The organism is Dictyobacter aurantiacus, assembly GCF_003967515.1.
Lineage (GTDB): Bacteria > Chloroflexota > Ktedonobacteria > Ktedonobacterales > Ktedonobacteraceae > Dictyobacter > Dictyobacter aurantiacus.
On the sequence record NZ_BIFQ01000001.1, the window covers coordinates 212,144 to 225,768 of the forward strand.

General features: G+C 51.1%; 11 protein-coding genes. 1 reads left to right on the forward strand and 10 read right to left on the reverse strand.

Annotated features, from left to right (window positions below; all coding sequences use genetic code 11):
- Nucleotides 1-122 precede the first annotated feature (122 nt).
- Complete coding sequence (locus KTT_RS00895; RefSeq protein ID WP_126594191.1) at nt 123-1,295, reverse strand: hypothetical protein; 1,173 nt, start codon at nt 1,293-1,295, stop codon at nt 123-125.
- 334 nt (nt 1,296-1,629) lie between these two features.
- Between KTT_RS00895 and KTT_RS00900 the strand changes: the two genes are divergently transcribed.
- Complete coding sequence (locus KTT_RS00900; RefSeq protein ID WP_160145554.1) at nt 1,630-2,064, forward strand: SRPBCC family protein; 435 nt, start codon at nt 1,630-1,632, stop codon at nt 2,062-2,064.
- 100 nt (nt 2,065-2,164) lie between these two features.
- Here KTT_RS00900 and KTT_RS00905 read toward each other — a convergent pair whose 3' ends face one another.
- From KTT_RS00905 to hemA, 9 genes are all read right to left on the reverse strand, one after another.
- On the reverse strand, nt 2,165-2,626 hold the full coding sequence (locus KTT_RS00905; RefSeq protein WP_126594193.1) for an SRPBCC family protein: 462 nt from the start codon (nt 2,624-2,626) through the stop codon (nt 2,165-2,167).
- Between the two features lie 267 nt (nt 2,627-2,893).
- Nucleotides 2,894-4,096: a class I SAM-dependent rRNA methyltransferase gene (locus tag KTT_RS00910; protein WP_160145555.1), complete on the reverse strand. Its 1,203-nt coding sequence runs from the start codon at nt 4,094-4,096 to the stop codon at nt 2,894-2,896.
- 157 nt (nt 4,097-4,253) lie between these two features.
- On the reverse strand, nt 4,254-6,239 hold the full coding sequence (locus tag KTT_RS00915; RefSeq protein WP_126594195.1) for a glycoside hydrolase family 15 protein: 1,986 nt from the start codon (nt 6,237-6,239) through the stop codon (nt 4,254-4,256).
- A 638-nt stretch (nt 6,240-6,877) separates the two neighbouring features.
- Nucleotides 6,878-7,855: a porphobilinogen synthase gene (gene hemB / locus KTT_RS00920; protein ID WP_126594196.1), complete on the reverse strand. Its 978-nt coding sequence runs from the start codon at nt 7,853-7,855 to the stop codon at nt 6,878-6,880.
- Between the two features lie 31 nt (nt 7,856-7,886).
- Nucleotides 7,887-9,191, reverse strand: coding sequence for a glutamate-1-semialdehyde 2,1-aminomutase (hemL, locus tag KTT_RS00925; protein WP_126594197.1), 1,305 nt, complete (start codon nt 9,189-9,191; stop codon nt 7,887-7,889).
- 28 nt (nt 9,192-9,219) lie between these two features.
- Nucleotides 9,220-9,990: a chlorite dismutase family protein gene (locus KTT_RS00930; RefSeq protein WP_126594198.1), complete on the reverse strand. Its 771-nt coding sequence runs from the start codon at nt 9,988-9,990 to the stop codon at nt 9,220-9,222.
- On the reverse strand, nt 9,956-10,852 hold the full coding sequence (locus tag KTT_RS00935; RefSeq protein WP_126594199.1) for a uroporphyrinogen-III synthase: 897 nt from the start codon (nt 10,850-10,852) through the stop codon (nt 9,956-9,958). The genes KTT_RS00930 and KTT_RS00935 overlap by 35 nt, the downstream gene beginning before the upstream one ends.
- Nucleotides 10,845-11,846 carry a hydroxymethylbilane synthase gene (gene hemC, locus KTT_RS00940; RefSeq protein ID WP_126594200.1) on the reverse strand — a complete coding sequence of 334 codons (1,002 nt, stop codon included), beginning with the start codon at nt 11,844-11,846 and terminating at the stop codon, nt 10,845-10,847. The genes KTT_RS00935 and hemC overlap by 8 nt, the downstream gene beginning before the upstream one ends.
- On the reverse strand, nt 11,752-13,113 hold the full coding sequence (hemA, locus tag KTT_RS00945) for a glutamyl-tRNA reductase (protein WP_126594201.1): 1,362 nt from the start codon (nt 13,111-13,113) through the stop codon (nt 11,752-11,754). The genes hemC and hemA overlap by 95 nt, the downstream gene beginning before the upstream one ends.
- Nucleotides 13,114-13,625 lie beyond the last annotated feature (512 nt).

Below are 13,625 nucleotides of genomic sequence, written 5' to 3' on the forward strand. Positions count from 1 at the left end.
CAGCAGCAGGAAAACATGTTGTTGTTTATGAGGTAATGCAACAGAGATCATGAAAAAAAGGGCTAGCCCTGCGGCTAACCCCATCCATGCACTCTGCATGACACAGTAGTCAGGTGTGCAATCTAAAACAATTCACCTAATAATACGATATAGTTAAACGAGGTATGCATCGCGGTGGGTGCCGTCAGATGTACAGTAAACCCCATCTGCGGCTGCAAAGAGACATATTGAACTACGACAGGGCCTGGATTTGAAGTCAGCGTGATCAGTACCACGCTGGCCGCCGTAATATGAGGGTTAGCAACCGTGGCCTCCCTTTGTCCAGGAGCAAAAAAAGCGGTTCCGGATAAGCTCCCCTGGGTAGCGCGCTTTAGCGCTCCCGTGGTCTCAAATCTCGGCATTTCCTTCTCTGCCTCTGATAAACGATTGCCGTTAGAACTCTCTCCCTTTTTTGCATTTACGGTGGGAAGATGCACACTGGTCGAACTGGCATCTTCGCGTCGTAGATGGTGTACAGGAAGATGCATCCCTGTGGTAGTGCTATCTTCCAGATCAAAAAAAGATTTTTGTTCTACAAAATCTTTTTGCTCTATCTCTTCAATAACCTTGTCACTGCTCTGCCCATGCGCTGTTCGCGCAGGCTTATTCTTCTGAGAGGCTGGATTGGGCACTACTTCCAGACGGATGCGCGTGGTCCGACCGGCCAGGCGTTGTCGGGCATGTCCATCCTTCGCCACAATAGGGGACTTTTTCGGCGCCGAAGGCATTGACCCGGTTACGGTTGAGGCGGTGCACACCTCTACATCCGCAATGGCACACAGGGCAGAGGCTTTCATCCCTACGGCAACAGGCTGGCTAAAGTTTGAAGCAGTAGATACCAGCGTAGATGCCTCTTCTGCTGGGAAGGGACCGTTCAAGGCACTAAAAGACGAAGTTAGACGTTGCGCGAAACGCATCAATATGTTCGTATTCTGTGTTGCGGTATTGAGCTTCCCCTCTTCCACTTCACCAGAAGAAACACCAGTATATGAGCTTGCATCAACAATAGTATCCCCTTCAGGTTGGATCGCCGCAATCGCCCTGGATTGCAAACGCAGACGTGGCAGCACCAGCGATGGCTCATGAATTGACTGAGTATAATTTGTCATTCCATGCTCATCGTCTTCTGACCAGCCCAATTCCCCTGAAGAGGCATCCCCCATTGTTTCCTCAACAGAAACAGAGAGGTCTTGCCGCTCCCGTGCTACACGAGAGGACCATGCTTGCTGATTTTGCTCATTATGTTCTTCGTTCAAAATCATCACAGCTCCCGATATATAACACACTTCTTTTTATTATACGATACAATTTAAGATACACAGAGCATTATATCACAGAAATATATACTTACCGCTATCTATAGTATATTTTACTTATTAACGCTAAAAGAACATATAGTTAAATATATCTTATAGGTATAAGGAGCAAGCTAGGAAATTTGGTATGTTCCTATCCCCCTACTTGAAAGTATCGGGAGAAACCGCTACAATAGTGCCTGATCGGATAGATCGACACGAACGCATATAAATGCGTTCGTCAACAGGCGTGGTGGGACGTCATATTTCAAAAAAGAGGAAGGATTTTTCCTACATGAAGCTCAGCGGAACACATAAATTCAAAGCCAGCAGCGTTCAAGTCTTCAATGCAATTCTCAATCCTGAGGTCCTGAAAGCCAGTATCCCAGGTGCCAATAGCGTTAGCTACGAGAACCCCAATACTCTCTATGTTGAGATCACCACATCTCTGCCCGGCCTGCGCGGACCTTATGGTCTCAATCTCAATATCGTGCGTCGCCAGGACCCCAGCTATCTCGAACTGCAGCTCCTGCGCCAGGGCAAAGGCGGTTCGATCAATGCCGTTGCTCAGATAAGCCTGGTTGACGAAGCCGATGGTGCCCTGCTTACTTACAATGGGAATGCGGAGCTCGAAGGTCCTGTTGCTATCGCCAGCAATCCACTTGGCCAGGGTATTGTGAAGAACTCTCTCAGCAGCTTCTTCAAAAACCTGGAAAAGAATATCGCTTAATATCCATATTGTAAGCGTATTTCGTTCAAAACGAGGCGCGTCGTTGCACATTATATGATGTGCAACGACGCGCCTCGTTTTGAACGAAATACGCCCGCCTCTACTCTGCTTTTGTCTCCTGCGGGGCCTGCAGGTTCGTCTTCAAGCACGAAAAAAATTGCCCGGTAAGCTTTTCTGCCGTACTACTCATCAGTCGGGCACCCACACTGGCCAGCGTCCCCCCGACGACGACATTGGCTTTCCAATCCATCTGCGTCTGGTTGGCCTCCAACGATGTCAGGTTCATATTGCCAGACAGGTCTACGGTGCTTCCGGGCGCTTTTCCACGGGCTTTCACAACCATCTTTTCGGGCTCAACCATTTCTGGTCGAGTGACGTCCAGCGTGAATTTTGCCTTCACAGGACCAACCCCAACCGAAACCAGCGCTTTCCAGTGCTCGGGCTCAATGACCTCCAGGCTCTGAAAACCAGGAGCGCAGGCAGCGACTTTGTTAACATCCAGCAGATATGCCCATACCGTCTCGATAGGGGCGGCAATCGTTTGTGAACCAGAGAATTCCATAGTGAACAACTACCTTTCAACCAGGATATTTCACCCACTTTTAGCTCGTGGCACATATAAACACGGATTTAAATCATACCACAGACTGACTTATTGACCGGCAAACGTTACAAGTACTATCAGCATATCATACAATCAAAAACATCAGAAAATGCCGCTATCCAGCGGCTGCCTTCATCACTACACGTCCATCAACCATGATAATCCTGCCGTTTCTAGCCACATGCAGAACTACGAAACGGTTGCGCTCTCCAGACGGGCAGCATATTATTGCACGCGACAGAAAACTGATTTGAGATATGCTGTCTCGGGCATAGCTAAATGAATAGGATGGTCCACGCCATGGGTATAAGACTCAAGCAATTGTACTGAACGGTGCAGGCGTTGCGCGCTAAGCGCCACAGCCCCCAGAAGATCATCCATCCCCACCACGCCAGAACAGGAGCAGGTTAGCAGAATTCCCCCTGGCTTCAACACCTGCATTCCAAGCAGGTTTAGACGACGATAGGCTTTGAGAGCCTGTGTACGGGCGCCCTGTGACTTGGCAAAAGCCGGTGGGTCTAATACTACCACATCAAAGAGCTCACCCCCTTCACGGGCCTCTGCTAGATAATCAAAGACATCCGCGACAAGAAACTGATGAGGAGAACAATCCAGCCCGTTCATGGTAAAGATCTGGCGCGAGGCTTCTATAGCCGGTGCGGAGATATCGACACTGGTAACCTGAGCAGGTGGCGTGTTCAAGGCCGCATAGACGGAAAAACCACCTGTGTAACTGAAGCAATTAAGCAAGCGCTTGCCACGGGTATATTTACGCAGAGCCTCCCGTTTATCGCGCTGGTCCAGAAAAAATCCAGTCTTCTGGCCCTGCCAGAAATCAACGAAAAATGAGACGCCATTTTCGCACACCTGTACCTGCTCGGGGACATCACCCGCAACGACTTGGGGTTCCTCGATCGGTAAACCTTCCCGCCGACGTGACTGACCATCGTTGCGCAGCAGAATGCCATGGGCTCCCGTCTCCTGCATGAGCGCCTCAATCAACAGTGGACGCAGTCGCTCCATCCCCGCTGTGTGGATCTGCGCCACCAGAATATCAGCGTAACGATCCACCACCAGCCCGGGCAATCCATCACCTTCGGAATTAATCAGGCGATACGCATTCGTACGAGCGGAATCGAACACCTCGCGCAAGGACTGCGCGCTGCGGATGCGACGCCGTAAAAAATCAAGGTCGATATCCTCTTCGGCATCGCGTGTCAAGATACGAATCGCGATATCTGTGTTCGGATTATAATAGCCGCGGGCAATAAACTGGCCGGTGGCCGATTTTACATCCAGGATGCCACCGTTTTCAACCCAATGGGGCGGTTGTTGCAAGGCCCCCGAGAAGATCCAGAGATGCCCATTTAATAAGCTCTCATCGCGTCGCGGTTTTAAACTCGTGGCGGGGTAATGAATCGCAGACACTAGACCACATACTCCTTCATCCATACTTGCGCACATGTCATCCTGACTCATTATCGCATAGATAGACAAGCGCGCCAAAACAAAGAGGGGAACGCTTCCAGGAGCGTCCCCTCAGAAAAAAATGAATAATTGCGAGAATAATAAAGATAGCCAGTACTTATTGTTGCTGCAAACGAATTGCGGCAATCAGTGGATCCGTATGTTGCTCGGCCATGCGAATTTCTGCTTTTCTTAAGTTATTGGCACTATTGATAAGAGCTATATGGGTAAAGGCCTGTGGATAATTTCCTAGAGCTGTACTATTTACAGAATCAATCTCCTCAGAAAAAAGTCCCAGACGCCCTGCATAGGTTAATAAACGCTCGAACAGCGAGCGAGCCTCATCTATGCGCCCTTGCATAGCTAGATTATCAACTAACCAGAACGTGCAGATGGCAAATGTTCCTTCGGAACCATCCAGGCCATCCTCAGCATGATAGCGATAGACAAAACCATGTTCATCAGTGAGTTGCTCAATTGTGCGATCAACCGTAGAGCGCATACGTGGGTCATCTGGCGCGATAAACCCAACCAGCGGCAGCAACAGATTTGATGCATCCAGGGTGGCATCCCCATATGACTGTGTAAATGCACCCAGGTTGGTATCGTACCCATTCATCAGAATATCCGCTCTGATCTGGTCACGTACGGCGATCCAGCGCACCAGGTCGGCCTCCAGATGCATTTGCTCAGCCGCTCGAATACCGCGATCCAGGGCTACCCAGCACATGACTTTGGAGTAGACAAAATGACGTAATCCACCACGCACCTCCCAGATGCCGCTATCAGGCTCCTGCCAGTGAGCACACACATGATCTACCAGCGTGCGCATCATTGACCATAGAGGCCCTTCCAGCGTCTCACCATAGCGCTCAAAGCATCCCTGGCGCCGATAGAGATGGATACAGTCTAATACCTCACCAAACACATCCATCTGTTTCTGTTCAGCCGCGCCATTGCCGATACGCACCGGGCTCGAGTTGCAATAGCCGCTCAGATGGTGTAATTCAAATTCCGTTAAATCTCGCTCACCACGAATACCATACATAATTTGCAGATCTTCACCGTTTGCGTAAGAGAGGCGACGCAACCAATGGGTAAAGGCACGCGCTTCTTCAGTGAAGCCCAGTACATTAAAAGCATACAAAGTAAAGGTAGCATCACGTAACCAGGTAAAGCGATAATCCCAGTTGCGTACTCCCCCCATGTCTTCGGGCAGCGATGTTGTCGGCGCCGCGACAATAGCTCCGGTGGGAGCATATGTCATGAGCTTCAGCGCAAGCGCGCTGCGCTCAACCCACTCGGCATACGGACCCTGGTAGCTACTCCCAACGATCCATTTGCGCCAGGCATGAAGGGTATGCGCTAATTCAGCATCAAAGTTACGGGTTGGCAATTCTTCTTCTACCAGCCGTCTGGCTGATTGAGCCGTTCGCCCCATACCAACAGCGAATAAGAGGCGCTCCCCCTCACGCAATGTTACCTGCGCGACAACTGTAGCATGAGCCTCATTATTTTCTTGTACCACCTGCACGGTATATGAAGGCAGCAAGTGCGCCCCTACAATTGCCAGGGCCACGTGTTGCTTACCACTGGAAATAAAGGCTCCCAGATGCTCAGGAATCAGTTCAACCGCGCAGGGGTCGGCTGCGTAGTTCGGGCTGACCTTCAACCTCATGGTAACCGACATTTCTCCGTGGACGCATTCAACGATGCGCACCAGACAATGGCAGGAACCGTCTTCGCGGGTCCAGGTATTATTATTCATTGCCTTATACGGCCATGCACTTAGTGTTTCAACTGGCATAAAATCCGTAAGGACAATCTCACCCGCGATGCTGGCAAAACGTGTCTGCAACACGTTACTTCCGCGCAGGTAGCGCTGTGAGCCAGGAATGTTTCCTTCCGTTGGTGCGATCTGGAAGTAACCCCCACGCTCCGCATCTAACAAACGACAAAAGATGGCCGGGCTATCAAAGTCCGGTAGACATCCCCAGTCTACCGACCCGTCTGGCGATACGAGTACCGCTGAATGGCAGTCCCCAATGACGCCATACGAATTAATCGGCAGATATGTGCGATTGAGTTCGTTCATCCCAACCATTACACAACACTTCTCTCTTTTAAAAACTTTGCGATGACAACACCCTTAGAAAACCATTAAAATTTCCTTAAAAAATCCTTAATAAGGATAGGAGCCTTATACCAAAGAAAAACGCAATAGCATATGGAATGGTAACAGGATTTTGAAGGATTTTCTTTTTTTAATCTTTTAGCTTTTAAAAGTGCTTACAGAGGTGCACTATAGGTACAACGATCAATTTTTTTGCTGTTTCCTATGGACAGCGATAGCCCATATATGCTACCTTACTTTTAGTAGGATTTGCGCCTACGAACCCTACGGAAGAGCCAGACTATCCATGCTAGAGGCAACCACTATTAGTATAAAAGGGCGGCCATACATGCGAGCACTCCAACAAATGATGCGGCACCCCGCGGGTAGAATCGGAATCTCTATCGGCCTGACACTCGGCCTGATCGCTACAGTCATGGGCGAGACAAGTAAAGCCTTACTGTTCGCAGGCCTGTGTCGTTTGATCGCTAGCAAAATGAAGCGACCGGTATAACAATAGCGGCGCTGGTATAGAATATCCAGCGCTGTCTTCCCCTATAATAGTAGCGCTGGCTATCACTGATAACCAGCGCTGTCTTTCTTCGCTACTATAGCATATTCATCAAGCTTTAGCTACGGAGCCAGTGGGCGACGTCGGGGGCGAAGTAGGTAATAATCATGTCCGCTCCCGCGCGTCGAATGCTCGTCAAGAGCTCCATGACGATGCGTTGCTCATCGATCCAGCCGTTCTGGGCGGCTGCCTTGACCATCGAGTATTCACCGCTGACATTGTATGCCACCACGGGCAAATCGCAATGATCTCTTACCTGACGAATAACGTCTAGATAGGACAGGGCCGGCTTGACCATGACCATATCAGCTCCTTCGTTGATATCCTGCTCAAGCTCACGTAAAGCTTCACGAACGTTGGCCGGGTCCATCTGGTACGCTCGCCGATCCCCAAATTGGGGCGCAGAGCCGGCCGCTTCGCGGAATGGACCATAAAAGCCTGAAGCATATTTAACCGAGTAGGCCATGATCGGAGTCTGGTTAAAGCCATGCTCATCAAGCGTATGGCGCAACACCCCGACCCGGCCATCCATCATGTCTGATGGCGCCACAATATCCGCACCAGCTTCCACATGAGAGAGGGCCATCTGGGCTAGCAAATTCAGGGACTCGTCGTTTTGAACGGTGCCATTATGAATGACCCCGCAGTGACCATGGTCGGTATATTCACACAGGCAGACGTCGGTGATGATCAGAAGTTCCGGAATCTCGGCCTTCAAACGACGAATGGCTTCCTGAATGACGCCGTGCTCGGCATAGGCCTGTGAGCCAACGGCATCTTTCTCATTGGGGATACCAAAGAGCAGAATGGCCGGGATACCAAGATCAGCGATACGCCTGGCCTCCCCGGTCACCTGGTCCAGTGGCCATTGCATGATACCCGGCATAGAAGCTATCTCTTGCGGCTCCTGCACTCCCTCGGCGATAAACATGGGATAGATTAACTGGTCCACTCGCAAGTGGGTCTCTCGCACCAGGCTGCGTATTGTTTCGTTTTGACGCAAGCGGCGTAAACGTACATGCGGAAAATTATTCATCACTTCCAAATCCTCTCCTAACTTACTACTCTTATGCATTCACACTTGCGGCCGCTGCCTGAATAGTCTCTTCGATCATATCGTCATCAAGCGCAAGTGAGATAAAACAGGACTCAAATTGAGAAGGAGGAAGGTAGATACCGCGCTTCAACATACTCCAGAAGTAACGGGCAAACCGTTGTGTATCTGAACGCTTCGCGCTGGGATAATCTACAACGGCTTCGCGTGCGAAGTAGAGGCAGAACATGGCACCAATACGTTGAAAGGTTGCCTCAACATTGTTGTCCTGTAAGGCTTTGTTGAAGCCTTCCTCTAAGCGCTGTCCTTTTCTTTCTAATTCTTCATATTGGCCAGCTTTGCGTAGCTCGCTTAGCGTAGCGATGCCTGCTGCCATAGCCAGTGGATTGCCAGAGAGCGTACCAGCCTGGTACATAGGTCCTGCTGGCGCGACCATCTCCATGATCTCTCTGCGACCACCATAGGCTCCTACAGGTAAACCACCACCAATAATTTTGCCAAAACAGGTCAGGTCAGGTGTTATCTTGACGCGTTCTTGCATGCCACCCAGAGCCACACGAAATCCAGTCATGACCTCATCAAAGATCAAGACAGCACGATACTTCTGTGTCAATTCGCGTAGCTTTTCCAGAAAGCCGGCCGCGGGTGGCACCAGTCCGATATTGGCGGCGATCGGTTCCACGATCACAGCCGCGATATCATCGGGATAACTGGCAAAGAGCTGCTCTACTTCGGCTGCATTGTTATAATCGGCGGTCAGGGTGTTCTGCGTCGTCTGCGCGGGGACGCCTGGACTATCTGGCAGTCCCATCGTTGCTACACCCGAGCCAGCCTGCACCAGCAGCATGTCGGCGTGTCCATGATAGCAACCGCTAAATTTGATAATTTTGTCGCGTCCGGTATAAGCGCGTGCCAGGCGCAACGCGCTCATGGTCGCCTCTGTACCAGAGTTCACAAAGCGAATCATTTCAACCGAAGGCACGCACTCGATTACCAGGCGTGCCAGTTCGCTCTCGGCCTCGGTAGGAGCTCCAAAGCTAAAGCCACGCTGGGCGGCCGCCTGCACAGCATCTAGCACCACTGGATGTGTATGGCCCAGGATCATAGGACCCCAGGACTGTACATAATCCAGATAGCGGTGTCCATCTACATCATAGAGATATGGGCCGTCCGCGCGCTCAATGAACACGGGATCACCACCCACCCCTCGAAAGGCGCGCACCGGGCTATTTACGCCTCCTGGCAGGAGTTGCTGCGCCTCCTGGTATAGCTGATGCGAACGCTCCTGCGAAAAGGTTTCAGAATTTGTTGTGAGCATGTAATCTCTCCCTATCATCCCTGTCTTGCTAGGCACCAAGCGCATCCAGAATATCGGCAAATGGCTCGGCAATGCAGGTGTACATGGGAGTGTCGCGCAACGTGTACATGCTGGCCTCGGTCTCGCGCAGTTCCTGTACCAGATCCAGGAAATCCGAGAGGTTGTCAGTTTCAAAGGCTACTACGAATTCCTGGTCGTCGATACCAAATGAATACGTCGTGTTCAGAGAGACACTCGGATATTTGAGGCCTACTCGGATGTGCTCGCCCATCATGCGCTTGCGGTCTTCCATTGGCAGTGCATACCAGGGACGGGTCTTCACAAATGGATAGACAAACAGGTATTTTCTATCTTCAGGTGTAATCACCAGGCGTGGATCGTGTGCGCCACGGGCATTTTTTCCGACATAGACGGAACGCTTCGTCATAGATAGCATTGAACGCTCTTCACGCAGGTATGGCCCCATGATGCTGCGACGTACCAGGCTGCTAAATGCACGTAGCTGCTCGATGTCATAGGTCGCCTGCCAGATCATAAAATCTACGTCAGAGCGCACACCGTAAAGGGCAAAACTGCGGATCAGCTCGTCCTGGGCGGCGTAGTCGGCATACATCTGCTTGAGCTGCTGCTTACCCTGCTCGCGTACATCAGCAGGTAAGCGCTGCCACTGTGGATCCAATTTATAGAAACTAAAGCGAACGAGCTGACGGGGTTGCTTTGGCTTCGGCTGCGACGGTGCGGCCTGTGTCTCGCGCTGAGAAACGTTATCTGTATGTGTTGTGGTTGCTTGATCTACCATGATTTTCCTCATATAAAACTATTGCTTGCACTAACCCCTCGATGGTGAATTCTGTGGCCTCAATATCAACATTGAGGCCCAGTTCACGCGCGGTCTGTGAAGTAATGGGACCAATGCTGGCGACCTGTACGTGCTGTTGTACGTCATCTAACGCGGGGATGGCTCCTTCAACAACACAACTCTGTAGCCAGGCGACAAAATTGCGAACGGTAGAAGAACTGGTAAAGGTCAAAATATCAAGCTGGCCTTGCTGCAATAAGCGTAGTACTTCACGGCCACGCTCGTCGTCCCGTGCCACGGGAACGGTATAGTAGGCTGGCACTTCGTCTACCTGCGCGCCGGACTGGCGTAGCTCGGCGGGGAGAATCTTACGTGCCTCTGCGGCGCGCGCTAACAGGATGCGCTGCCCCGCCAGGGGAACCTGGCGCGCCACAGCATCTTGCTGAAGCGCATTGATGACTCCTTCGGCGATATACTCGTCGGGGATCAGGTCAGCGGTAACTCCGTATTGGGCCAGAGAAGCTGCGGTCGCAGGACCGATAGTGGCGATCCGCAGCCCCTGATTATTTTGCAGGTCGGCTGGCTCGTAGCCGAGCGTTTGCAGGCGCTGCATGCAGATATGCACGCCATTGGCACTGGTCAAAATCAACCAATCATAAGCGGACCCATCATGCGCGTATAAACGCCGGAGGGCTCGGTCCAGTTCCGTCCAGTCCTCTGGCGGCACGATATGAATGGTCGGGAATTCGACGGGAATAGCACCCAGCGAGCGCAGGCGTTCACATAGAGCACTCGCCTGTTCCCTGGTACGGGTCACCAGGATGCGTTTTCCCTGTAACGAGACAATGCTTGGCTTAGACATTGAGATGCTCCCGATCGCGAGGTAAGGCTAACTCCCGGATGATTTCACGCGCACCTTGGGCCAGCGCTTGCTCGGCCAGGGCAATACCCAGTTGTTCAGCCTCGGCTATGGTAGAATGTTCTGTCCAGGAAATCGACTGTCGTACACGGATACGTCTCAGGCCATCCAGGCTGGCCACAATACCGGCGATTTCCAGTATCTGCGCTTTAATGGTACTGTACGCAGCCACCGGTAGGTAACAGCCCGCCCCCAGACGACGCATAAACATACGTTCAGCGGTCGTCGTGGCCAGCACCTGTTCATCCTGAAGCGGAGCCAACAACTCTAGCATGCGATCATCAGCGCGGCATTCGAGGGCGAGGGCACCCTGCCCCGGGGCTGGCAGCAGGTTTTCAACAGGAAAGTACGTCAGCCGTTCCGCCAGCCGCTCTTGCATGCCTAAGCGATGCAGGCCCGCGGAGGCTAAAACGATGCCATCATAATCACCAGCATCCAGCTTACGCAGGCGCGTATCCACGTTTCCTCGCAGCGATAGAATCTGAGCATGAGGTGCCAGATCTCGAATCTGCGCGGTACGCCGCAAGCTACAGGTGCCGATACGCAACGCATCTGAAAGATCGGCAGACTCTTCTACTGGCCCCAGCCTCCCTTCGCTGATCTGAAAGGGGACGCGAGACACAAAGACATCACGTACATCTTCACGCGGGCCGACAATCACCAGCCGTAAGTCGTCTGGCTGTACCGTTGGTAGATCTTTTAAGCTATGAACGGCCAGATCGATGCGGCCCTCATGCAGAGCGTGCTCGATCTCGGTAACGAACACACCATCACTGCCAATCTGAGAGAGGGGCACGCTCGTAACGCGGTCCCCGGTCGTATGAATCTGCTCAATAACAACGTCAAGGTTTGGCCACTGCTGACGTAATCTCTGGACAATCCACTGGGTCTGGGTCATGGCGAGCTTGCTGGCTCGCGTTCCGATGGTCACTCTCATGATTATTCTCTTCTAAATCAAACAGATAACGCATAGCTTCAGCATAAACATGTCCTTGACCGGCCGCCGCCGCGTCCTTTAGTCGTAACATAGGCGTATGCAATAGTTTATTCATAAGGCGTTTTGTCAGTTCTTGTACAGCCGCTACTTCTCGTTCCGAGAGAGTAGAGGAGAACTGGCGTAGTATACGCGTTAATTCCTGCTGGCGTAATTCATCAGCTTTTTGCCGTAGATCACTGATAGTATCCACAACACTGAGGGAGGCTAGCCAGCGCTGGAAGGACTGAACTTCTTCTTCAATAATACTTTGTACATGTTCAGTTTCTAATAAGCGTAGCTGTATTCCTCGTTCTACTTCAGATTGCAGATCATCAAGATTATAAAGATGAATATCTGAAATTGCTCCTACAGCGGGATCTATATCGCGTGGGAGTGCAATGTCAATCATCAATAGGGAGCGCTCTCCGCGCTGCCGCATAACCTGTGCCATTATTTCAGGCGTAAGGATGGCATGCGGCGCTTTGGTTGAGCTGATAACAACATCGGCCTCCAGTAATGCTGCCGATAGTTCTTGAAAGGGTCGTAATGTTGCTTGCAATGACTCCGCTAGCTCGGTCGCGTGCGCCTGGGTACGGTTAACAATGACGATCTGACGCGCTCCGTTGTCCTTTAAGTTACGGGCGGCCAGCTCGCTCATTTTACCAGAACCGATCAGCAGCACACTGGCCTGGTGAAAATCTGGTAAGAGGTGACGCGCGAGTTGGACAGCGACATGACTCAATGAGGCTGCATTTTTACTGATGCCAGTTTCGCTGCGCGCCCGTTTTCCCGCCACAACCGCTGCCCGAAAGAGGGCGGATGTCACAGGACCTGCATAGCCGCTTCCCTGCGCAATCTCCAGTGCATCAACTACCTGCCCTTGAATCTGTGGCTCTCCTGGAACCAGGGAATACAGGCCAGCGGCAACACCGAAGAGATGCGCAGTTGCACGTTCGTCAATAAAACAATAGCAATGAGCTTCTAATTCATCGAGAGCAACCTGACGCATCTCGCTCAGAACACGAAGTAGGTCTATACGCCCTTGAATAGCATCCTGACACACTGCATACAGTTCAATACGGTTACAGGTAGAGAGAAAAACACATTCACTGGCAACCTTACTAGCTGCTTGGAGCTGCTGCGGAATATAACGCGCAGAACACGCGAGGCGCTCACGCAATGCAATAGAGGCGGTAGTATGATCAACGCCAACAACAATGATATGCATGCAAACCTCATAAACCTCTAAATAATTTATAGTCTATAGAGATTTTAGCGTTTTTTTGCCGTTAGTCAAGGCCGAATTGCCCGATATCTTATCAGGAGAACACCCTATATACGATAGTACATTCTGGCTTACGCTGGCGATCACCGATAAAAATACCAGATTCTACATTGGCGTCCGAGAAAAACGAACTTGACACGTAACGCTTGAATCAACAAAGCCTGGACTGGGAGCACCTACACAGGTTACCCATTCTATACACATACAACATCAACATAAATACATAGGATAACGCAGAGGAAAAAAAGAGCATGCCTCCTGTGGTACGCGCTCGGGCTGATGGCCTCTCAAGTCTATCCTATGTCATTTTTATCTCCCACTATCCCTAATAGCGTTTTATTGCCTAAAATATAGAGCAATTAGAGCGTCTTTTATATACCCAAATTTCCTATCGTCATCAAAAACTCTGGCATTTATTTACTTTACGGGTTATTTGTTTACGATCCGAGGTGAGG